Annotated in this window: 23 protein-coding genes; 5 read left to right on the top strand and 18 right to left on the bottom strand. The window is 70.6% G+C overall.

Translation table 11 applies throughout. From position 1 onward, the window contains the following. The first annotated feature begins 80 nt into the window (after positions 1–80). Positions 81–2,963: an MMPL family transporter gene (locus LO931_RS13330; protein WP_229054208.1), complete on the top strand. Its 2,883-nt coding sequence runs from the start codon at positions 81–83 to the stop codon at positions 2,961–2,963. Beyond that, positions 2,960–4,996 carry a YhgE/Pip domain-containing protein gene (locus LO931_RS13335; protein ID WP_229054209.1) on the top strand — a complete coding sequence of 679 codons (2,037 nt, stop codon included), beginning with the start codon at positions 2,960–2,962 and terminating at the stop codon, positions 4,994–4,996. The genes LO931_RS13330 and LO931_RS13335 overlap by 4 nt, the downstream gene beginning before the upstream one ends. A gap of 3 nt (positions 4,997–4,999) precedes the next feature. On the opposite strand, the gene miaB is transcribed toward LO931_RS13335, so the two are convergent. Then, positions 5,000–6,481: a tRNA (N6-isopentenyl adenosine(37)-C2)-methylthiotransferase MiaB gene (gene miaB, locus LO931_RS13340; protein ID WP_229054210.1), complete on the bottom strand. Its 1,482-nt coding sequence runs from the start codon at positions 6,479–6,481 to the stop codon at positions 5,000–5,002. 22 nt (positions 6,482–6,503) lie between these two features. Next, positions 6,504–7,082, bottom strand: coding sequence for a hypothetical protein (locus LO931_RS13345; protein ID WP_229054211.1), 579 nt, complete (start codon positions 7,080–7,082; stop codon positions 6,504–6,506). A 101-nt stretch (positions 7,083–7,183) separates the two neighbouring features. Here LO931_RS13345 and LO931_RS13350 point away from each other — a divergent pair, with 101 nt between their 5' ends. Further along, entirely contained in the window at positions 7,184–7,873 is a 690-nt protein-coding gene (locus LO931_RS13350) for a hypothetical protein (RefSeq protein WP_229054212.1), read from the top strand. A 6-nt stretch (positions 7,874–7,879) separates the two neighbouring features. On the opposite strand, the gene LO931_RS13355 is transcribed toward LO931_RS13350, so the two are convergent. Further along, complete coding sequence (locus LO931_RS13355; RefSeq protein WP_229054213.1) at positions 7,880–8,338, bottom strand: hotdog fold domain-containing protein; 459 nt, start codon at positions 8,336–8,338, stop codon at positions 7,880–7,882. Positions 8,339–8,380: 42 nt separating this feature from the next. On the opposite strand from LO931_RS13355, the gene LO931_RS13360 reads away from it, so the two are divergent. Continuing rightward, positions 8,381–8,860 carry an SRPBCC family protein gene (locus LO931_RS13360; RefSeq protein WP_229054214.1) on the top strand — a complete coding sequence of 160 codons (480 nt, stop codon included), beginning with the start codon at positions 8,381–8,383 and terminating at the stop codon, positions 8,858–8,860. A 13-nt stretch (positions 8,861–8,873) separates the two neighbouring features. Here the strand turns inward: LO931_RS13360 and LO931_RS13365 are convergent, their stop codons facing one another. From LO931_RS13365 to dapA, 13 genes are all read right to left on the bottom strand, one after another. Further along, complete coding sequence (locus LO931_RS13365; RefSeq protein WP_229054215.1) at positions 8,874–9,398, bottom strand: regulatory protein RecX; 525 nt, start codon at positions 9,396–9,398, stop codon at positions 8,874–8,876. A gap of 8 nt (positions 9,399–9,406) precedes the next feature. Beyond that, positions 9,407–10,513: a recombinase RecA gene (recA, locus tag LO931_RS13370; protein WP_229054216.1), complete on the bottom strand. Its 1,107-nt coding sequence runs from the start codon at positions 10,511–10,513 to the stop codon at positions 9,407–9,409. A gap of 181 nt (positions 10,514–10,694) precedes the next feature. Continuing rightward, positions 10,695–10,889 carry a DUF3046 domain-containing protein gene (locus LO931_RS13375; protein WP_229054217.1) on the bottom strand — a complete coding sequence of 65 codons (195 nt, stop codon included), beginning with the start codon at positions 10,887–10,889 and terminating at the stop codon, positions 10,695–10,697. A gap of 75 nt (positions 10,890–10,964) precedes the next feature. Further along, positions 10,965–11,333, bottom strand: coding sequence for a hypothetical protein (locus tag LO931_RS13380; RefSeq protein ID WP_229054218.1), 369 nt, complete (start codon positions 11,331–11,333; stop codon positions 10,965–10,967). Between the two features lie 14 nt (positions 11,334–11,347). Then, positions 11,348–11,863, bottom strand: coding sequence for a hypothetical protein (locus tag LO931_RS13385; RefSeq protein ID WP_229054219.1), 516 nt, complete (start codon positions 11,861–11,863; stop codon positions 11,348–11,350). Between the two features lie 143 nt (positions 11,864–12,006). Beyond that, a complete protein-coding gene (locus LO931_RS13390) occupies positions 12,007–12,324 on the bottom strand; it encodes a helix-turn-helix domain-containing protein (protein WP_229054220.1) in 318 nt (105 codons plus the stop codon). A gap of 94 nt (positions 12,325–12,418) precedes the next feature. After that, entirely contained in the window at positions 12,419–12,898 is a 480-nt protein-coding gene (locus LO931_RS13395) for a CinA family protein (protein ID WP_229054221.1), read from the bottom strand. 4 nt (positions 12,899–12,902) lie between these two features. Next, positions 12,903–13,532: a CDP-alcohol phosphatidyltransferase family protein gene (locus LO931_RS13400; RefSeq protein WP_229054222.1), complete on the bottom strand. Its 630-nt coding sequence runs from the start codon at positions 13,530–13,532 to the stop codon at positions 12,903–12,905. 29 nt (positions 13,533–13,561) lie between these two features. Beyond that, a complete protein-coding gene (locus tag LO931_RS13405) occupies positions 13,562–13,999 on the bottom strand; it encodes a hypothetical protein (RefSeq protein WP_229054223.1) in 438 nt (145 codons plus the stop codon). Between the two features lie 10 nt (positions 14,000–14,009). Next, the gene (locus tag LO931_RS13410; RefSeq protein WP_229054224.1) at positions 14,010–16,496 is read right to left on the bottom strand and encodes a DNA translocase FtsK; all 2,487 of its coding nucleotides are present in this window, start codon (positions 16,494–16,496) and stop codon (positions 14,010–14,012) included. A gap of 82 nt (positions 16,497–16,578) precedes the next feature. Next, positions 16,579–17,301 (bottom strand): sirohydrochlorin chelatase, encoded by a 723-nt coding sequence (locus LO931_RS13415; protein WP_229054225.1) that lies wholly within the window; start codon positions 17,299–17,301, stop codon positions 16,579–16,581. A 169-nt stretch (positions 17,302–17,470) separates the two neighbouring features. Beyond that, positions 17,471–19,150 (bottom strand): ribonuclease J, encoded by a 1,680-nt coding sequence (locus LO931_RS13420; protein WP_304523514.1) that lies wholly within the window; start codon positions 19,148–19,150, stop codon positions 17,471–17,473. Further along, on the bottom strand, positions 19,147–20,052 hold the full coding sequence (gene dapA, locus LO931_RS13425) for a 4-hydroxy-tetrahydrodipicolinate synthase (protein ID WP_229054226.1): 906 nt from the start codon (positions 20,050–20,052) through the stop codon (positions 19,147–19,149). The genes LO931_RS13420 and dapA overlap by 4 nt, the downstream gene beginning before the upstream one ends. Positions 20,053–20,115: 63 nt before the next feature. Here dapA and LO931_RS13430 point away from each other — a divergent pair, with 63 nt between their 5' ends. Then, positions 20,116–20,904, top strand: coding sequence for a thioesterase family protein (locus LO931_RS13430; protein ID WP_229054227.1), 789 nt, complete (start codon positions 20,116–20,118; stop codon positions 20,902–20,904). Positions 20,905–20,915: 11 nt separating this feature from the next. Here the strand turns inward: LO931_RS13430 and LO931_RS13435 are convergent, their stop codons facing one another. Then, complete coding sequence (locus LO931_RS13435; RefSeq protein WP_229054228.1) at positions 20,916–21,389, bottom strand: dihydrofolate reductase; 474 nt, start codon at positions 21,387–21,389, stop codon at positions 20,916–20,918. Then, positions 21,386–22,195: a thymidylate synthase gene (locus LO931_RS13440; RefSeq protein ID WP_229054229.1), complete on the bottom strand. Its 810-nt coding sequence runs from the start codon at positions 22,193–22,195 to the stop codon at positions 21,386–21,388. Before LO931_RS13440 ends, LO931_RS13435 begins: the two co-directional genes overlap by 4 nt. Positions 22,196–22,203: the final 8 nt, after the last annotated feature.

Genomic DNA, 22,203 nt, shown 5'->3' on the forward strand with positions numbered 1-22,203 from the left:
CCGGAGGTGTGACTCAACCGACACGTCCGAAACCGTCTCGATACATTGACGTATCGAATACAGGATCGTACCGTCGAGCCGTGTCGACCTTCCTGTACGGACTGGGCCGCTGGGCGTACGTCCACCACCGCCGCGTGATCCTGGGCTGGGTCGCGGTGATCCTCGCCGTCGGCGGGGCCGCCGCCGTGCTCGGCGACGGCACCCGCAACTCCTTCGAGATCCCCGGCACCGAGTCGCAGGACGCGATCGACGCCCTGGACCGCACGTTCCCGGAGCTCAGCGGTGCCGGTGCCTCGCTCGTCGTCGTCGCGCCCGAGGGGACGTCGATCGACTCCCCGCGCTCGCAGGGCCTGATCGAGGACGCGATCGCCGAGATCGAGGACATCGACGGCGTGACGGAGATCGTCTCGCCGTACGCCGACGGGAACGACGTCGGCATCTCCGACGACGGCGACGCCGCGCAGGTCCTCGTGCAGTTCGACGTGGGCCTGGAGGCCGTCGACCCGTCGGCGAAGGACGAGCTCACCGCGACCGCGGAGGCGCTCGACGAGGCCGGCTACACGACCGCGTTCGGCGGCGACGTGTTCACCAACACCGGTCCGCAGCTGTCGATCGTCGAGATCTTCGGCGTCATCGTCGCCTTCATCGTGCTGTTCCTCATGTTCCGCTCGCTGCGGGCCGCCGTCATCCCCATCGTCACCGCGGTCGTCGGCGTGCTGGTGGCCGTGGGCCTGACCTACGCCGCGACGGGATTCATCACGATCTCGAGCACCGCTCCCCTGCTCGCCCTCATGATCGGGCTGGCGGTCGGCATCGACTACGCGCTCTTCATCGTGTCGCGACACCGCGAGCTGCTGGCTGACGGCGTGGAGCCCGACGAGGCGGCCGCCCGAGCCACCGCGACCGCCGGGTCGGCCGTGGTCTTCGCGGGTGTCACGGTCGTCATCGCCCTCGTCGGACTGAGCATCGCGCAGATCCCCTTCCTGACGGTGATGGGCGTCGTCGCGGCCTTCGCCGTGATGGTGGCCGTCGCCGTGGCCCTGACGCTCCTGCCCGCGATGCTCGGTCGCTCCGGCGAGCGGCTGATGCCCGACCGGGAGCACCCGCCCGGAGGCTTCTCCCGGCGCTGGGTCCAGGCCGTGATCCGCTTCCCGAAGACGGCGATCGTGCTGATCGTCGTCGGCCTCGCGATCACGACGATCCCGGCGCCCGACCTCCGTCTTGCACTGCCCACGAACGGCTCGGCGCCGCACGACTCCACCCAGCGTGAGGCGTTCGACCTGATCGACGAGCACTTCGGTCCCGGCTTCAACGGCCCGTTGCTCGTGACGTCGGACCTCATCACCTCGACCGACCCCCTGGGCGTCGTCGACGCGATCACCGACGACATCCGCGGGCTCGAGGGCGTCGCCGCGATCGGCCTGTCCACGCCGAACCGCACGGGCGACACGGGCGTCGTGCAGGTCTTCCCGACGTCCGGCCCCGACGCCAGCGCGACGCACGACCTTGTCGACCGCATCCGCGACCTCGCACCTCAGTGGGAGGAGGAGCACGGCGTCGACGTGCAGGTGACGGGCCTGACGGCCGGCGGCATCGACATCTCCGACCGGCTCCAGTCGGCGCTCCTGCCGTTCGGTCTGGTCGTCGTCGGCCTGTCCGTCTTGCTCCTGCTGATCGTCTTCCGCAGCATCGTCGTGCCGCTCAAGGCCACCCTCGGCTTCCTGCTGTCGACCGGCACCGCGTTCGGTGCCGTCGTGGCCGTGTTCCAGTGGGGCTGGCTCGGCCCGGTCGTCAACCTCGACGCGCCCGGACCCCTCATCAGCTTCCTGCCGATCATCCTCATGGCCGTGCTGTTCGGCCTGTCGATGGACTACGAGGTCTTCCTCATGTCACGCATGAAGGAGGAGTACGTCCGCACCGGTGACGCCCGTCGCGCGATCGTCGACGGCTTCGTCGGCAGCTCCCGCGTCGTCACGGCGGCCGCCGTGATCATGCTCGCGGTGTTCGCAGCCTTCGTGCCCGACGGCGACCCGAACATCAAGGCCATCGCGTTCGCCCTGGCGATCGGCGTCTTCGTCGACGCCTTCCTGATCCGGATGCTCTTCGCGCCGGCCGTGCTGCACCTGTTCGGGCAGCGCGCGTGGTCGCTCCCCCGGCGCCTCGACCGCGTCCTGCCGCACGTCGACGTCGAGGGCGAGGCCCTGCACCGCCGGGTCGAGCTGCAGGCCTGGCCGCGCAGCACCGTGCCCGCCGCGGTGACCGCCGCCGGCCTCACGACCTCCGGGTCGCTGGGCCCGGTCTTCAACGACGTCGCGATCGACCTGCCCGAGGGGCACTGGCTCGTCGTGCACGGACCGAGCGGCTCGGGCAAGACCGCGCTGCTGCTGACGCTGGCCGGCCGCATGGACTACGACCACGGGCGCCTGCGCGTCAACGGGTTCCTGCTGCCCCAGGAGGCTCGCGCGGTCCGGCGGTCCGTGTCGCTCGCCGAGACCGCCGGTCTCAACGAGCTGGACGGCAACCTGACGGTCGACCAGCACATCGCCGAGCGGCTCTCGATCCGTCGCTTCGGGCTGTGGGTGTCGCGCTCGCGGATCGCGCCCGTGCGGCAGCAGCTCGACCGTGCCCTTGCGCACGCGCACGCCGTCCGGGGCGTTCCGCACGCGACCGTGGAGGGCGAGACGCACGTCTCGCGCCTCACCCCGCTGCAGCGCACCGTGTTCGGCGTGGTCCTCGCGCTCCAGGAGTCGCCGCGCGTCATCGTGCTCGACGACGCCGACGCCCTCCGCATCGGTGACGAGCTGCCCCTGCTCTGGGACGCCCTGGCGCACCTGCTGGACGAGTCCGGGATCGCCCTCGTGGCGAGCGTCCTCTCGCCGAGCGCCGCGCCGCCGCAGTCCGACCGTGTCCACCTCGTGGAGCTCGACACCTCCCGCACCCTCGATGAGCTGATGCTGCCGTGATTCCCTCCCCCGCCCTGCCCTGGTTCGAGCTGGCGCGCCTGCGCCGCAGCCGCCTGGCCCGCGCCGCCGTCGTCGCGGTGAGCATCGTCCCGCTGCTGTACGGGGCGCTGTACATCTGGGCGAACCTCGACCCGACGGGCAACCTCGACCAGGTCAAGGCCGCGGTCGTCAACGAGGACGAGATCGTCGAGGTCACCCAGCCCGACGGCTCGGTCGAGCCGGTCGCGGTCGGTCGCCTGCTGGCTGCCGACCTGATCGGCGACGACGACGGCTCCAACTACGACTGGGTCCTGACCGACGCGGAGGATGCGAGCGCGGGACTCGCCTCGGGCGAGTACAAGGCCGTGCTGACCATCCCGGAGAACCTCTCGGCGGCAGCCACCTCGACGTCGGGCGATCCCGCCGAGGCCGTCCAGGGCCAGCTCGACCTCCGCACGAACGACGGCGTCAACTACATCAACGGCACGATCGCGGAGCGCATCCTCGACGCGGCGCGCACGGCCCTCAACGCCCAGGTCACCGAGACCTACCTCGACAACGTGTACCTCGGGTTCAGCGACATCCGGGCCTCGCTGCAGGAGGCAGCCGACGGCGCCTCCGAGCTGGCCGACGGCTCTCGCCGCCTCGCCGACGGCACGACCGAGCTCGAGGGCGGAGCCTTCCGCCTCGCCGACGGCAACCGACAGCTCGCGAACGGAGCGGCCGAGCTCGACGCCGGGGCGTCCCAGCTCGCCGACGGGCTCGGAGTGCTGCGGTCGCAGACCCGCACCCTCGGTCCCGACACCCAGCGCCTCGCCGACGGTGCCCAGCAGGTCGCCACCGGCAGCGCCCAGCTCGACCAGACGGTGCAGTCGGTCACGCAGACCCTGCTGGACGCAACCGGCAACGCCTCCGCCGACATCGACACGCTCGCCGCTCAGCTGGCCTCCTTCGCCGACCAGTGCGAGGCCGCGGCGCCCGAGGGCATCGACTGCAGCCTGATCCGCGAGGCAGCCAACCGCTCCGACGAGCTGAAGACCTTCGTCGGCACGGTGCGCACCCAGGCCGAGGAGGTCCGCGGCGCGACCTCCGCCCTGGCCACCGGGGCGGGCCAGGTCGCCGAGGGCAACCGCCAGCTCGCGAACGCCGTGCCCCTGCTCGTCGGCACGATCGACCAGGCCTTCGGCGGCGCTTCTGCCCTGGCCACCGGGACCGGGCAGCTGGCCGACGGCGCCAACGAGGCGGCCGACGGCGCCGAGGCGCTCGCCGGTGGCGTCACGCAGCTGTCCGACGGAGCCGACCAGCTCGCCGCTGGTGCCGCCGAGCTCGCGGCCGGCCTCGACGACGGCGTCGACCAGGTGCCGGAGTACGACGACGCTGAGCGCGAGAACCTCGCGTCCACGGTGGCCACCCCGATCGAGGATGCCGCCAACCGCATGAACGGGGTCGAGAACTACGGCACGGCCCTCGCCCCGTACTTCATGGCGCTCGCGCTGTGGGTCGGCGCGATGGCGATCTACCTGCTGCTCCGTCCGTTCTCGGACCGGGCGATCGCCTCGACGGCCGGCAGCGTCCGGATCGCCCTGGCCGGCTTCGCCCCCGGTCTGGCCCTGGCTGCGGTCCAGGCCCTGTTGCTCGTCGCGGTCGTCGAGGGAGTCGTCGGCATCCATCCCGCGGACCGTCTGCTGCTCGTCGGCACGGCGCTCGCCGCAGCCGCCGTCTTCACGGCCATCAACCAGATGTTCATCGCGCTCTTCGGCGCCGCGGGCCGCTTCCTGGCCCTCGTGGTGGTGTGCCTGCAGCTCACCTCGGCAGGCGGGACGTATCCGATCGAGACCGCGCCGGCGTTCTTCGGCTTCCTGCACGACCTGCTGCCGATGACGTACGTCGTCGACCTGTTCCGAGCGGCGACGGCCGGGGGCGGTCAGTCGATCGGCCGCGACTTCTTCGCACTCGGGGTCTTCACGGTGCTGGCCCTGTCGGTCACGGTGCTGGCGGCCTACCGTCGCCAGCGCGTGACGATCTCACGCCTGCACCCGACGCTGGTGGTCTGAGCCTCAGACCGCGCAGGTGGGGGCGGGCGGCAGCGGTGCGGGAACGCCCAGGCTCGGCATGCCGAGTCCGACGGGCGAGCCGGCGCGCACCTCGGTGCGGCCGCTGCGGGCCTCCCAGGCGTCGCCCGCCGTGGTGCGGCGCACGAGCAGCGGGGGCAGGTCGCTCACGAGGTGATGGGGCGCGGCCTGGGTGATCTCGACCTCAACCACGTCGCCCGGACGCACCTCGGTGCCAGCCGGCACGAAGTGCACCAGGCGGTTGTCACGGGCACGGCCGGTGAGGCGCTCGGTGGCGCGGTCCTTCTTCCCGCTCGTGTCGGCGACGAGCAGCTCGACCCGACGGCCCACGATGGCCCGGTTCTCGGCCCAGGCGATGTCGTCGACCTCGGCCGCGAGGCGCAGGTAGCGCTCCTTCACGACCTCGGGCGCGATCTGGTCGTCGAGGTCGGCCGCAGGTGTGCCAGGTCGGGGTGAGTACTGGAAGGTGAACGCGCTGCTGAAGCGCGCCTGCCGCACGACCTCGAGCGTCTGCTCGAAGTCGGCGTCCGTCTCGCCCGGGAAGCCGACGATGATGTCGGTCGTGATGGCGGCCTCCGGCATGGCAGCCCGGACGCGGTCGATGATCCCGAGGTACTTCTCGCGGCGGTACGACCGGCGCATCCGCTTGAGCACGTCGTCCGAGCCTGACTGCAGCGGCATGTGCAGCTGCGGCATCACGTTGGGCGTCTCGGCCATGGCGGCGATGACGTCGTCGGTGAAGTCCTTGGGATGCGGACTCGTGAACCGGACCCGCTCGAGGCCCTCGATCTGACCGCAGGCGCGCAGGAGCTTGCCGAACGCCTGACGGTCCCCGAACTCGACGCCGTAGGAGTTCACGTTCTGCCCCAGCAGCGTCACCTCGACGACGCCGTCGGCGACGAGCGCCTCGACCTCGGCCAGGACGTCCCCGGGGCGGCGGTCCTTCTCCTTGCCGCGCAGGCTCGGGACGATGCAGAACGTGCAGGTGTTGTTGCAGCCCACGCTGATCGAGACCCAGGCCGCGAAGACCGAGTCGCGCTTGGTGGGCAGCGACGACGGGAAGGTCTCGAGCGCCTCGAGGACCTCGACCTGTGCCTCCTCCTGCACGCGCGCACGCTCGAGCAGCACCGGGAGCGAGCCGACGTTGTGCGTGCCGAAGACCACGTCGACCCAGGGCGCCCGGTCGGTGATCGTCGCGCGGTCCTTCTGCGCGAGGCAGCCGCCGACCGCGATCTGCATGCCGGGGTTCTTGGCCTTGAGCTGTGCGACGTGGCCGAGGTTGCCGTAGAGCTTGTTGTCGGCGTTCTCCCGCACGGCGCAGGTGTTGAACACGACGAGGTCGGGTGTCGCACCGCCCGCCTTCTCGGCGGCGGTGTACCCGGCCGTCTCCAGCAGTCCGCTGATCCGCTCGGAGTCGTGCGCGTTCATCTGGCACCCGTAGGTGCGCACCTCGTAGGTCTTCGTCATGACCCGTCAAGGATACGCGGCGTCAACCGCCGCTTCCGCCGCCGTCACCCCCACCGCCGCCGTCGCCGCCTCCACCGGGCCCGCAGGGTCCGTCGTAGCTCGAGCCACCCACCCCTCCGACGCTCGGATCACCTCCGCCCCGGCCAGACGCGTCCCGCAGCGACACCACCGGGACCTCGTCGACGCGCAGCACCACCGGCCCCGGCGCCGACGTGTCGGCGCGCAGGTAACGGTGATCGATCAACCAGCAGCACTCCGCCCTGAGCAGGTAGCCGGCCTGGTCGGGGCGCACTCTGAGATCCGCGGCCGCCAGTGCTGAGACGATCGGCTCGAGCGTGGCGCGGTCCTCGCGGTGACCGATCCACGTCCGAGCGGCCCACCACGCCAGTGCCCCTGCTGTCACTCCCAGGGCGACACCGCCTGACAACGCCACCTGCTCCTGCCCGCGCGCCAGACCGACCACGATCGCGGCTGCGCCGACGAGCAGCCCGGTCGTGATCCCCACGGACCGCCCACCGTCACGGGTTCGCTGCGCCGCGGCGACCACGTCCTCCCGAGCGGCATCCCAGGACTCGCGGGAGATCTCGATCGTCGTGGTCATGGCACCCTCCTCCGAGGTCAACGTAGGACGGTGCGCCCCCACTGCGCCACAGATTCGGCGAACCGGTCACGCCTGAACCCAGCGTGCTCGAAGATGTGCCCATGAGTCTTCCGCCCGTGCCACCGCCGCCGTCGCAGGTGCCACTGCAGCTCCCCCAGCAGTCCGCGGCGCGGTCACGCACGTCTCCCGGACTGTGGGTCGCCCTCGCCGTCGCCGTGCTGGCCGTCGTCGGAGCCACGACGGTGTCGATCGTCGCGGTCTCGCAGGACTCGGACGACTCCGGCGACGACGTGGCCGACGTCCTTCGCGACCTGACCGAGCTCGATCCCGGCTACGAGCTCGACGAGTTCGGGTACGAGTACGACGGCTCGGAGTACTTCGTCGAGGACGAGGACGTCCTCGACGCGACGGAGGACGCCTGCGACGAGCTCCACTCCGCGGCGTCGGAGCTCAGCTTCTACGCGCCGCAGTCCGACGCGGCGGCCGGACTGGCCGGCGTCGTCGACGCCGTAGCGGCCCTGCTCGTGGCGATCGATTCCGTCGGCAACCTCGACGACGACTCCGAGCAGTGGAGGGACGACGTCGAGACCCTCGCCACGATGCTGACCGAGGCGCAGGTGGGATTCGCCGCCGGCGAGCCGGTCGAGCTCGACCTCATGAGCGACGACGACCTCGCCTACCGCATGTCGTGGGGCGCTCCCATCGGGTGCGAGGTCCCTGTGCGGGTGCTCGCACTCGATCCTGACTATCCCGTCTACTCCGTCGAGGACGACTACAGCTACGCGTCCTGAGGCGGGCTACTTCTTCGGGGTCACCCAGAGCTTGATGGTGCCGGCGACGACGACGGTGCCGTCGTCGCGGGTGGCCTTGACGGTGATCGGCACGTCGGGGCCGTTCGCCCAGTCCTCGGCCGTCGACTCCGCAGTGCAGACCAGGTCGCTCGTGGACTTGGCGAGGTACTCGACCTCCATGCCCTTGGGCAGCCACCGCGCATCCTTCGGGCACGTGGCCTCGGCGAGCAACCCCATGGCGGCCTCGAGGCCGTTGCAGACGGCGATCGCGTGAACGGTGCCGATGTGGTTCTGCACCGACCGACGCTTCGGGATCGTGATCTGGGCGAAGTGTGGAGACATCTCGTCGATCTTCAAGTGGATCGACGCGAAGTACGGCGCCTTCTGGCTGAAGGCGATCGAGAACAGCCGCTTGCCCTGCGGCAGGGCAGTGAACTTGCGGTACAGGTCATACGTGGAGGCCATGCCTGAATGTTACTCGCTGGTAGCACGGCTACCGTGAGGGCCATGCCACAGGTCGTCGCGAAGACATGGGTGCCCGTCTCCCCCGAGATCGCGTTCGCGGTGTCCCAGACGACTGGCGACACGCGTCGCCGCTGGGATCGGTTCATCCGGCACCAGCACCTCATCCACGCCACGAAGCCGGGCAAGGGCGTGCGCACCTTCACCCGAGCCCGGGTGGGGCCGTCGATGGTGAGCGAGTACGTCTCGTACCGCCCTCCGACGTCGGTCGGGATGACGATGGTGGACGGGCCGTGGTTCTTCGAGTCGTTCGGCGGTGGCTGGCGCTTCGTGCCCGAGTCGCGCGACGGCATCGAAGGCTGCCTGGCCACGTGGAAGTACACCTATGCCGTGCGCCCAGCCTGGCTCCGCCGCATCGCCGAGCCGATCGGCCAGTGGCTGCTCGGGCGCGAGATCCGAGCCCGGATCGAAGCCTGGGGCGCCGGATGCTCTGACCCGGCAGTGCTGCGCGAGCTGGAGTCCTGACGGCGAACGCCGCCTACATCGATTCCAGCGGCTCGGCCTCGGCTCCCAGCTCGGTGCGAACGACCTCGAAGGCCAGGCCCGGCGGATACCCCTTGCGGGCCAGCATCCCGACCAGCCGACGCGTCTGCACCTGGGGGTCGAGCCCCGCCATCGAGCGCATCTTGGTCTGCACCAACCGGTGCGCTGCCTGCCGCTCGGCGTCCGGGTCGATCTCGGCGAGCGCGTCGCGCGCGATGTCGTCGGCGATGCCCTTCTGGCGCAGCTCCATCGCCAGGGCTCGCGCCGCGAGCCCCTTGCCGCGCTGGCGACCCTCGACCCAGGAGCGGGCGAAGGCGGCGTCGTCGATGAGTCCCGCGCTCTCGAACCGGTCGAGGACCGCGGCCGCCACCTCGGCAGACACCCGCTTCTTCGCGAGTGCCTGCTCGAGGTCGGCGCGGCTGCGAGGACGCTCGGCCAGCCGGTCGTACAGGACCTGCTTGGCGAGGGCGTAGTCCTCCGCCGGTTCGCGCGCGGGCTCGTCGCCCGAGTGCGTCGTCATGGCGAGGCTCAGAAGTCGACCTCGGTGACGGTGGAGTCGTCGTCCTCGGTCTCCTCGACCGCGGCCTCGACACCCACCCCGAGGTGCTCCTTGACCCGGCGCTCGATCTCGACGGCCAGGTCGGGGTTGTCGGCCAGGAACTGGCGGGCGTTCTCCTTGCCCTGCCCGAGCTGGTCGCCCTCGTAGGTGTACCAGGCGCCGGCCTTGCGGACGATGCCTGCGTCGACACCCACGTCGATCAGCGAGCCCTCGCGGCTGATGCCCTTGCCGTACATGATGTCGAACTCGGCGACCTTGAACGGTGGTGCGAGCTTGTTCTTGACGACCTTGACCTTGGTGCGGTTTCCGACCATGTCGGTGCCGTCCTTGAGCGTCTCGATGCGGCGCACGTCGAGACGGACCGAGGCGTAGAACTTCAGCGCCTTGCCGCCCGTCGTGGTTTCGGGCGAGCCGAACATGACGCCGATCTTCTCGCGCAGCTGGTTGATGAAGATGGCCGTGGTGCCGGAGCCGTTGATGGCACCGGTCATCTTGCGCAGCGCCTGGCTCATGAGGCGGGCCTGGAGGCCGACGTGGCTGTCGCCCATCTCGCCGTCAATCTCCGCGCGGGGCACGAGGGCCGCCACGGAGTCGATGACGATGATGTCGAGGGCGCCGGAGCGGATCAGCATGTCGGCGATCTCGAGCGCCTGCTCACCCGAGTCGGGCTGCGAGACCAGGAGCGCATCGGTGTCGACGCCCAGGTTGCGGGCGTATTCCGGGTCGAGCGCGTGCTCGGCGTCGATGAAGGCGGCGACTCCGCCGGCCTTCTGTGCGTTGGCCACCGCGTGCAGGGCGACCGTCGTCTTGCCGGAGGACTCCGGGCCGTAGATCTCGACGACACGACCGCGCGGGAGACCACCGATGCCGAGCGCGATGTCGAGGGCGGTGGCTCCCGTGGGGATGATGTCGATCTTGGTGCGCCCCCGCTCGCCCAGACGCATGACGGCACCCTTGCCGTGGGCGCGGTCGATCTGGGCGATGGCGTTGTCGATGGCCTTGGCGCGCTCGTCCGACGAGCCGTTGCCCTCACCGGTCAGTCGGGTGACGGGGGCGGTTGCGGTCCTGGGAGGCATGGGTTGTCCGTTCTGTCGTGGGTGGCGCGGCATCTACGACGCTAGGAGAGACCACGGACATTTTGTGGGCCTCATCGACCCGTCTGTGGACAACACTCTCGGTGCGTCTACCTGGGGACGACAGTACGGGAACAGGTGTTCGAAGACGTGCATGCGGCGCGCGACACGCCGGCGTGTCGCGTCAGCGGTCGCTGGGTGGCAGCTGCAGGCGCGAGTGCACGGCGCGCCAGACCTGCTTGGGCGCGACCCCGGCGTCGAGCGCCTCGGTGGGCGTGCGGTGGTCGAGGTCGCCGATGACCTGGGTGTCGGCCCAGACGCGGGCGTAGGACTCCCCCAGGTGCAGGTCCATCCGCTCCCAGAACTCGCTGTGTCGCACCCCGTCAGCATGACATGTGCGGCGAAGCCGGTCGCCGCAGTACAGGTCGCGCCGCGTCCGCGAAGAGCGATGCGTTCACGCAGTGACGGCACCTGCGACGACGCCCATTGCGAGCGGAAGCAGAATCACCAGCCGAGCCGCAGGCCGGTCGTGCGCTCGCCCCCATTCGATGACGGCCGCAGAGACGATGCCGAAGGCACTGGCGTACGTGAGGACATCGGTGCCGTCGACGGCTAACCATCCATGGAGAACAGTGCTCACCAGGACCGCAGGCCCGGCGAACATCAGCACACCGGTCACGGTGTCGCCTGTCGTGATGACGGTGCTCACGTCGCTCGATCGCGAGCGCACGGCGCGCGCCACCTGGACGCACAGGACGGCAACCACCACGACTTGCAGGGCAGTCGCGACGACGAAGGAAGCACGGAAGAACTGTTCAAGCACGTGACTCACCTCCCTCAGCCGCACTTCGAGGCAACGGCGCTCAGGCCACTCACTTCGCCGAAGATCGCGATGAGCAGCTTCAACCGCTCCTGTCGATTTCCGGCTTCGACGATGAGCTTCGCGCCCTTCGCGACGCCGCCGAACTTGGATGCCTTGGTGATGAGGAGCGCGTTCCCGGCGATGAAGACTCCGACAGCAGCGACGCACTTGGCGATCTTCCAAGCTTTGCCGATCCCACTCCTCGGGGCCACGGACATGTGGTCGGGGGTCGACGACCGTGACTGACCGCTTTCCGGCAGGTCGATGACTTCCAAAAGATCAGCTTGCGCTAGGTCGTTGTCGGGGTACATCGCCGCGACAACACTCTCGATGCTCGATCCCTGTGGAAGCGCCAGCAGTCGTTCTTCCAATCCCGGATCGACGACGCCGGGGTTCGGATCAACGACGGCCGACGCACTTGGCATAGAGCCGGTGCCGAGAAGTGCGACCGCGATCATTCCCGCGAGCAGCGTTCGCTTCGTGGCTCTCATGAGATCTCCGATGAACCAGCCCCACCCAGACACTCCGGATGGTTGCCCGGACGTCAGCCCGGGCCTGCTCCTGCGTTCGACGCTAGGTCGGCAGCATCGCACTCAGCAAGGTCGAGATCGGGCCAACCGCGCCCGGGTCTTGGTCAGGCGGCGGAGGCGCGGACGCCGTCGCCCGCGATGGACGACACGCTGGCCAGCGGCGCGAGCGCCACCTCCTGCGAGGCGACCTCGTGCAGCTCCATCTGGTCGGCGACGTCGCGCAGCACCGAGGACAGGGGCACCTCGAGCGCGTCAGCCAGGGCGGCCAGCAGCTCGGAGCTGGGCTCCTTCTGGCCGCGCTCGATCTCGGAGATGTAACCCAGGCTGACCCGGGCACGACCGGAGAGGGCTCGCAGGGTCAGGCCCTGCTCCGCGCGGTGCGCACGGAGGACCTCGCCGACGAGCTGTCGCATCGTGGCCATCGCCGCACCTCCACTGGATCTTCGGACTGCTCCACCGTACCGACATCGCTGCGGTGGTACCGAGGACAACGCCGGACGACCCGAAGTTCTTCCGTCAACTGTCTGCCGATGTCGTCAGCCTAGCGACCGCCTGCGACAGCAAGGCGTCCACGGTGCCACGACGGATGGCCGCCCGGTCACCGACGAGGTCGAGGACCCAGTCCGTCGTGCCGTCGGCCATGGCCGTCGCGACGTGCACGCGACCGACCGGCTTGCCCTCGGACGGGTCGGGGCCGGCGTTGCCCGTGGTGGCCAGACCGACGTCCGCCCCGAGTCGCGAGCGCACGCCCTCGGCCATGGCCCGCGCCACGCGCGCGTCGACCGTGCCCACGGCGTCGATCAGGTCCTGAGGCACCCCGAGGACCGCGCGCTTGACGTCCGCGGCGTACGCGACGACACCGCCGCGCACGACCAGCGACGCGCCGGGGACGGACACGAGCTCGCTGCAGACCGCCCCGCCCGTCAGCGACTCGGCGGTCGCCACGGTGAGACCTCGCGCCGTGAGCAGCGCGACGAGCTCGGGCGCGCCGCTCACGGGATCAGGCGTCCTGGCTCGCGAGCCAGTCGGCGCGCAGCTTGCGCGCGTCGATCACGTACTGCACGCCCGTGACCATCGTGATGACGAAGGCGACGGCGAGGAACACGTGGGCGACCCAGGTGGTGACGTCGCTGGCCGTGGTGTCCCACAGCTCCAGCGGCAGCGAGTACAGGGCCAGCGCGCCGGCCTGCACCGTCGTCTTGATGCGCCCGCCCTGGCTGGCCGGCATCACGCCGTACTTCGCGATGAACAGGCGCATCACGGTGATGCCCCACTCGCGGATCAGCGTCAGGATCGCGACGACCCAGAACAGCCAGTGGTCGAAGATGATCGCCAGACCGATGAAGGCCATCCCCGTGAGCGCCTTGTCGGCGATCGGGTCGGCGAGCTTGCCGAAGTCGGTGACGAGGCCGCGGCTGCGCGCAAGGTCGCCGTCGATCCGGTCGGTGATCATGAGCAGCGAGAACGCCACGAACGACCACACCCGGGTCTCGATGTCGCTGCCGCCGTCGACGAGCAGCAGCCACCCGTACAGCGGGACACCGGCGATGCGCAGGACGGTCAGGGCGTTCGCGATGTTGAGGTTGCTCGGGGGCGTGGTGCTGTCGGGGCCGGACGTCGGCTCAGGCATGAAGGCCTCTCAGGCGGGGGCTGGACGCCTCAGTATGCGGCAGGGCCGCGGCGACGCGCCAACTCGGCGATCGCCTGGTCGGGTCCGACCGTCGTCGCGAAGCCCACGGGCGTCGAGTAGACCTTGCGGCCGTCGAGGCTGATGACCTTGACCCGGGCGTCGTCGCGGATGCCGTAGCGGGGCTCCACGCGGATCTCGCCCATCTCGTCCCAGAGCAGGCCGATCCAGCCGTCGTCGGTCTGCAGGCGCACGCCGTGGTCGTCGGCGACGAACAGGGGTGTGCGCGCGTCGACGGTGCCCCGCAGGAGCACGAAGGCGAGCAGTGCGAGGACGCCCGTGCCGATCCAGAGGTACGGCTCCGGACGGGCGTAGGCGACGTAGCCCAGCCCCGCGGCCACGAGGAGGCACAGGGTCGCCACTCCGGCGTACAGGCCGACGCGTCGGTGGATCTCGAAGGGCTCGTTCATGCGCGCGCGCTCACTCCGCACCGATGGTGGCGAGCACCTGGTCGAGCTCCTCCGGCTTGATGAGCACGTCGCGGGCCTTCGAGCCCTCGCTCGGGCCCACGATGCCGCGGCTCTCCATGATGTCCATCAACCGGCCGGCCTTCGCGAAGCCGACGCGCAGCTTGCGCTGCAGCATCGAGGTCGAGCCGAACTGCGTGTTCACGACGAGCTCGACGGCCTGCATCACGAGGTCGAGGTCGTCACCGATGTCGTCGTCCAGCTCGCGCTTGCTCTGCTGCGCGACCGTCACGTCCTCGCGGTACGAGGGCTCGAGCTGCGTCTTGCAGTGCTCGACGACGGACACGATCTCGGCCTCGGTGATCCAGGCGCCCTGCATGCGCATCGCCTTGCTGTGACCCATCGGCAGGAACAGCCCGTCGCCCTGGCCCACGAGCTTCTCGGCACCGGGCTGGTCGAGGATGACCCGGCTGTCGGCCAGCGAGCTCGTGGCGAACGCGAGACGGCTGGGCACGTTGGCCTTGATGAGGCCGGTGACCACGTCGACCGACGGCCGCTGCGTCGCGAGCACCAGGTGGATGCCGGCGGCACGGGCGAGCTGCGTGATGCGGACGATCGAGTCCTCGACGTCGCGCGGGGCGACCATCATCAGGTCCGCGAGCTCGTCGACCACGACGAGCAGGTACGGGTACGGCGCCAGCACGCGCTCGCTGCCCGGCAGCGGCTTGACCGCACCCGAGCGGACGGCCTTGTTGAAGTCGTCGACGTGGCGGAACCCGTAGGCGGACAGGTCGTCGTAGCGCAGGTCCATCTCGCGCACGACCCACTGCAGCGCCTCGGCGGCCTTCTTCGGGTTGGTGATGATCGGCGTGATGAGGTGCGGGATGCCCTCGTACGCCGTCAGCTCGACCCGCTTCGGGTCGACCAGGATCATGCGGACCTCGTCGGGCGTCGTGCGCATGAGGATCGAGGAGATCATCGAGTTCACGAAGCTGGACTTGCCCGAGCCGGTCGCGCCGGCGACCAGGAGGTGCGGCATCTTGGCGAGGTTCGCCACGACGTAGCCGCCCTCGACGTCCTTGCCGAGACCCACGACCATCGGGTGGTGGTCGCCCCGCGCCTTCGCGGAGCGCAGGACGTCGCCGAGGCTGACCATCTCCTTGTCGGCGTTCGGGATCTCGACGCCGATCGCGGACTTGCCCGGGATCGGGCTGAGGATGCGGACCTCGTTGGAGGCGACGGCGTAGGCGATGTTCTTGCTCAGCGCCGTGACCTTCTCGACCTTGACGGCCGGCCCGAGCTCGACCTCGTAGCGCGTGACGGTCGGGCCACGGGTGTATCCCGTGACGGTGGCATCGATCTTGAACTGCTCGAGCACCTCGGTGAGGCGGCCCACGACGTCGTCGGAGGCCTTGCTGCGGGCCTTGTGGGGCGTTCCCTCGCGCAGCACGGTGCTGTCGGGCAGGGAGTAGACGATGTCGCCCGCGAGCTCGAGCTGCTCGGCGCGCGCCGGCAGGGGCTCCATGGGCGGCACCTCGACGGGCTCGTCGTCCACGACGTCCTCGACCGGCTCGGGCCGCGGACGACGCGAGCCCTTGGGCGCGGCCGGCTCGTCCGTGAGCTCGGGGTCCGGGACGATCGGGTCCTCGTACGGCTCGTCCTCGGGCACGATCGTGCGCGGGTGACGCCGCGGCTCCGTGGCCTCGGTCTCGGCCTCCGGGTCGGTCTTGCGGCCCAGCACGCGGTCGCGTGCCGCTTGGAAGCGGGCAGGGACGGCGTGGACGGGGGTGTTGCTGAGGATCAGGATCCCGAACGCGACGACGAGCACCAGGAGGGGTGCGACGACGAAGGGCGTCTTCAGCAGGTCGACCGGCACGGCCGAGAAGAGGTAGCCGATCGCGCCGCCGGCGTCGCGCACGGCAGCCATGTCGTTCGGCCGCGGGACGCCGTTCGCGAGGTGCACGAGTCCGAGCACGCCACCGACGACCGCGGTCCAGGCGATGAGCTGGCGGCCGGCGGGGCCCTGGGCCTCCGGGTGGCGCAGCGTGCGCCAGGCGATCACGCCGAACAGGATCGGGACCGCGCCGGCGAGCACGCCGACGCTGCCCTCGCAGATCTGGCGGACGCCACGGCCCACGGGGCCAGGGATCTGCCACCAGGTGGAGGCAGCCGCGACGATCGCGACGCCCAGCACGGCGAGGCCGACGCCGTCGCGCCGCAGCGCGGGGTCGAGGTCGCGCGCGCTGCTGCCGATCGAGCGCGCGATCGCGCCGACGGCCGTGGCGATGCCGAGCCAGATCGCCCGGAGCATCCGACCGATCCCGCTCACGAGCGCGGCGAGGCCGCCTCCGGAGGCACCACCGGAAGACCCGCCCGACTTCTTCGGGGCGGGTCGTCGGTTGGCAGGTTTGCGGGCCGGGCTCCGACCGCCGTTCGCACGGCTGCGGGCCTGGGATCCGGACGGCCGCTTGCGCGGCGGGGAAGACGTGCGGGTCGCCATGTTCCTAGCCTAAAGGAGAACTCGAGACTTTCTCAGGATTGAGCCCCCGAACCCCCGCGTGGCGTCCGCCAGCACATCCGGGTCAGCCGTGGGCGGCGCGGTGCTCGCCGTCGTCGGCGGTGATCCACCCGGAGCGCGACCGGGCGCGCGCCAGCACGAGGCCGACGAGGCGCTGGTCGGGCGCCCCCGGGGGCACGAGGGGCGACGTGACGACGTCGGCGCCGCTGAGCTGCATCTGGTCGTGGGCGGATCCGGAGGTCAGCACGTAGGAGCTGACGACGACCCGCTTGCCGTACGCACGGGCCACGTCGATCGCGTCACCGAGGTCGGCGTCGAGCCCGCCGAGGGTGCCGACGTGCACCCGGCCGCCCCACACGGCGCTGAGCAGACGGGCCGCCTTGCTGACGTCCTCGAGCGCGGCCTCGTCGGTCACGGCGTCCGCGGCCAGGACGATCGTGTCCTCGGGCCGGGCGCCCGCCTCCATGAGGCGCTGCACACCGATCTCGGCCAGGACCCAGTCCGGTCCGATCGGCGCGGTGACCGACACCGACGGGTCGAGCCGGGCCGCCGCCACCATCGCGCGCAGCGGCAGCGGGTCGCGCGTCAGCAGGAGCGGCACGATCGCCCGCGGTCCGGCCGTGGTGCGGACGACCTCGGCCAGCGCGGGCGACTGCTGGTCGACGTAGCCGTCGGCCACGTCGAGTCCGTGCGCCTCACGCCGCACCGCGTTGATCAGCCGGGACACGTTCGCGCGCCCCTCGGCGCTGTGAGTCCCGGCCGAGCCGACGATCAGCACGCGACTCACCACGTCCGCTCCCCCGTCCGCGCGGGCGATGCGGCTCCCCCGAGTCGTCGCACCCTGCTGCCCGCGTCCACCGGTTCAGCGTGCGGGCGGCGTGTTTCGCTCCCGTTTCCCGACGAGGTCGAGGTCGTGACAATCGCCACCCCGGGCGTGAACCGAGGTGGCGGACGACTCAGGTCTCGATGACGATCGGCACGATCATCGGACGACGCCGCAGCGTGCGACCGGCGTACGAGCCGAGCGTGCGGCGGATGACCTGCTGCAGCTGGCGGGAGTCGCGCGTGCCCTCGGACAGCGCGTCCTCGAGCGCGCGGACGATCTTGGGCGTGACGCCGTCGAAGACGCTGTCGTCCTCGGCGATGCCGCGCGCGTGGATCTCCGGACCCGTCACGATCTTGCCCGTCGTGGAGTCGACCACGACGACGACCGAGATGAAGCCCTCCTCGCCGAGGACGCGGCGGTCCTTGAGGTCGGAGTCGGAGATGTCGCCGATCGAGGAGCCGTCGACGTACACGTAGCCGCAGTCGAACGCGCCCGTGATGGACGCGTGCCCGTCGACCAGGTCGATGACGTAGCCGTCCTCGGCCAGCAGGACGTTGGGCACACCGGTCTTGCGCGCCAGCGCACCGTTGGCGTGAAGGTGCCGGATCTCGCCGTGCACCGGCATCACGTTGGTGGGCTGGACGATGTTGTAGCAGTAGAGCAGCTCGCCGGCAGAGGCGTGACCCGACACGTGCACCAGGGCGTTGCCCTTGTGGACGACGTTCGCGCCGAGCTTCGTGAGGCCGTCGATGACGCGGGAGATCGAGTTCTCGTTGCCGGGGATGACCGACGACGCCATCAGGACGGTGTCGCCCGGCTCCAGCTCGACCTGCTGGTGGCTCTTGTTGGCCATGCGCGACAGGGCCGCCATCGGCTCGCCCTGCGAGCCGGTCGACATCAGCACCATCTTCTCCGGCGGGGCGGCGTCGATCTTGTCGACGACCACGCCGTCGGGCACGTGCAGGTAGCCGAGGTCGCGGGCGATCTGCATGTTGCGGACCATCGAGCGACCCACGTAGGCGACCTTGCGACCGTGCTTGGCGGCGGCGTCGAGCACCTGCTGCACGCGGTGCACGTGCGAGGCGAACGAGGCGACGATGATGCGCTTCTGGCTGCTCGCGAAGACCGCGTCGATCGCGGGGGTGATGTTGCGCTCCGAGGTCGTGAAGCCCGGCACCTCGGCGTTGGTCGAGTCGGTCAGGAACAGGTCGACCCCGGCCTCGCCGAGACGCGCGAACGCCCGGAGGTCGGTGATGCGGCCGTCCAGCGGCAGCTGGTCCATCTTGAAGTCGCCCGTGTGCAGCGCGACGCCGGCCGGAGTGGTGATCGCGACGGCCAGGGCGTCGGGGATCGAGTGGTTGACCGCCACGAACTCGGTGCCGAAGGGACCGAACTGCAGGGTGTCGCCCTCCTTGACGATGTGCCGCGGCACCTCCTTGAGGCGGTGCTCCTTGAGCTTCGGACCCACCAGGGCCAGGGTGAGCTGCGACCCGACGACGGGGATGTCACCCCGCTCGCGCAGCAGGTACGGCACGGCGCCGATGTGGTCCTCGTGGCCGTGGGTCAGGACGATCGCGACGATGTCCTGCAGGCGGTGACGGATCGGCTCGAAGTCGGGCAGGATCAGGTCGACGCCAGGGTGGTGCTCGTCGGGGAACAGCACGCCGCAGTCGACGATCAGCAGCTTGCCGCCGTACTCGAACACGGTCATGTTGCGACCGACCTCCCCGAGCCCGCCGAGCGCGAAGACGCGCAGAGCGCCTTCCGGCAGCGGCGGTGGGGTGGTCAGGTCGAGGTGCAAGTGGCTCACGTAGTGGCTTTCTGGATAGCGGCGCGGATGTTCGCGACCTGCTCGTCGGTGGCCTGCGACAACGGCAGACGCACCCGGGGTGAATCGATGAGGCCCAGCTCGTGGACCGCGACCTTGGCCGCGATGGCGCCCTGGGTCTGACCCATGAGCGCGGCGACGAGGCCGATGAGGTCGCGGTCGATGCGACGGGCGGTGGCCAGGTCACCGGCGTCGACCGCCTCGACCATGGCCTTGTAGTGCGATCCGGCGACGTGACCCACCACGCTGACGACACCGGCGGCTCCGACGGCCAGCCAGCCCAGGTTGAGCACGTCGTCGCCGGAGTAGAGGGCGAGGTCGGTGTTCTCCATGATCCAGGCGCCGCGGTGCAGGTCGCCCACGGCGTCCTTCACCGCGACGACCGTCGGGCGGTCGTTCATCGCGAGGTAGGTCTCGCGCGCCAGCTCGGTGCCGGTGCGGCCCGGGATGTCGTACAGCATGACCGGCACGTCACCGCCGGCCGCCACCACGGCGTCGACGTGGCCGATGATGCCCGCCTGCGGCGGCTTGGAGTAGTACGGCGTGACGAGCAGGAGCCCGTGCGCGCCGATCGACGCCGCCGCCTCGGCGAGCTCGACGGAGTGACGCGTGTCGTTGGTGCCGACACCGGCCACGATCGTGGCGCGGTCGCCGACGGCCTCGAGCACGGCGGCCAGGAGCCGGCCGTCCTCGGCGCCGGTCGTGGTGGGCGACTCGCCTGTGGTGCCGGAGACGACGAGACCGTCGTTGCCCGCGTCGACCAGGTGGCTGGCGAGCTTCTGCGCGCCGTCGAGGTCGAGGGCGCCGTCCTTCGTGAACGGCGTGACCATCGCGGTGAGCACACGCCCGAAGGGCGCACCGGTCGAGGCGAGCGGAGACGTCATGACTCGAGGTTATCGCGAGGCGCCCCCGCGACGGTCGCCAGCCGCGCCGGGCAGGATGTGACCATGACCTACGAGCTCGATGCGGCGACGAACTCCGTCCCGACCGGCCCCGGCACGCGCTCCGTCGAGCTGACGTCCGACTGGAACACCCCGGCGGGAACCGCCAACGGCGGCTACCTCCTCGCCATCCTCCTTCGAGCGGCTCTGGAGGAGTCCGACAAGCCCGACCCGCTGTCGGTCGCCGTCACGTACCTCAAGCCCACGAAGCCTGGTCCGGCCGATCTCACGGTCTCCCCCGTGCGCCTCGGGAGGCGCGTCTCGACGTACACCGTGACGCTCAGCCAGGCCGGCAGCCTGATCACCCACGCCGTCGTGAGCCTGCACGACGCCGAGCTCGCGGGCGACCAGCAGCACGACGGCGACGTCGCACCGAGCATCCCGCTGCCCGCGGACGGCATCGACCCGATGGCCGAGTGGCCGCCCGGCACGATCCCGATCGCCGACCGCTACACGGCCCGGCACGCCGCGGTGCCCCCGTGGATGACCGGCACGCCCTCGGGTGACCCGGAGGCGGCGTTCTGGATCCGCCCCGCCGACCAGCGGCCGATCGACGCCTTCGCCGCCGGTGCCATCGTCGACGCCTATCCCCCGGTCACGACCGAGGTCGGCGAGATCGGATCGGCCACGATCCAGCTCACGGTGCACTTCTGGCGCCGCTTCACCTCCGAGTGGGTGCTGATGGAGGTCGTGACGCGTCGCATCGTCGACGGCTTCCACGACGAGGACGTGCGCCTGTGGGACACCGAGGGTCGGCTCGTCGCGACGAGTCGCCAGCTCGCGCTGCTGAGCTGAGGCCGCGCGGGTCAGGCGCGCTCGTAGGTGACGATCTCGAAGCCGTCGTGCGGCACCGTGCCCGCCTCGCTCCAGCGCTCCCAGTCGATCGCGGGGAAGACCGCGTCGCCCTCGGGTGACTGCGCGACCCGGGTGACCACGAGGACGTCGACGAGGTCGCGCTCGAGCGCCTCCGCGTAGACCTGCGCGCCACCGACGAGGAACACCTCCTCGTCGAGCTCGCGGGCCCGCACCAGGGCGTCGTCGAGCGAGTGGGCGACCTCGACGCCGTCGGCGGACCAGTCGGCCTGGCGCGTCACGACGATCGTCGTGCGACCCGGCAAGGGGCGGCCGATCGAGTCGTACGTCGCGCGCCCCATGACCATCGGGTGACCGAGCGTGATGCGCTTGAAGTGCGCGAGGTCCTCGGGCAGTCGCCACGGCAGCCCCCCGTCGACCCCGATGACGCGGTTCGCGCCCATGGCCACCACCAGCGTGACCGTCATACGGCGATGGGCGCCTTGATGAGCGGGTGCGGGTCGTAGCCCACGACCTCGATCGAGTCGAAGCCGAAGCCGTCGATGTCGGTGACAGCGGGATCGAGCCGCAGCTGCGGCAGCGCACGCGGCTCACGGGTGAGCTGCTCACGCGCCTGGTCGAGGTGGTTGAGGTACAGGTGGGCGTCGCCGAGGGTGTGCACGAAGTCGCCGACCTCGAGGCCCGCGACCTGCGCCACCATGTGGGTGAGCAGCGCGTACGACGCGATGTTGAACGGCACGCCGAGGAAGACGTCGGCCGAGCGCTGGTACATCTGGCAGCTCAGGCGTCCGGGTCCGTCGTCCTGCGGGGTCACGTAGAACTGGAAGAACGCGTGGCAAGGCATGAGCGCCATCGCGTCGAGGTCGGCCACGTTCCAGGCGCTGACGATGTGCCGACGCGAGTTCGGGTCGGACTTCAGCGCCGCGATGACGCCACGCAGCTGGTCGATCGTCTGGCCGTCCGGCGTCGGCCACGACCGCCACTGGTGGCCGTAGACCGGGCCGAGCTCGCCGTGCTCGTCGGCCCACTCGTCCCAGATCGAGATGCCGTTCTCCTGCAGCCACTTCACGTTGGTCTCGCCGGAGACGAACCACAGCAGCTCGCCGACGACCGACTTGAGGTGGATCTTCTTGGTCGTGACGAGCGGGAAGCCCTCACGGAGGTCGAACCTCATCTGGTGCCCGAAGACGCTGCGCGTGCCGGTTCCGGTGCGGTCCCCCTTCTCGACGCCGTCGTCGAGGATGCGCTGCACGAGGTCCAGGTACGCCTGCATGGTGCGAG

Origin of the sequence: Aeromicrobium sp. Leaf350, from assembly GCF_916858655.1 — a bacterium.
Taxonomy (GTDB): domain Bacteria; phylum Actinomycetota; class Actinomycetes; order Propionibacteriales; family Nocardioidaceae; genus Aeromicrobium.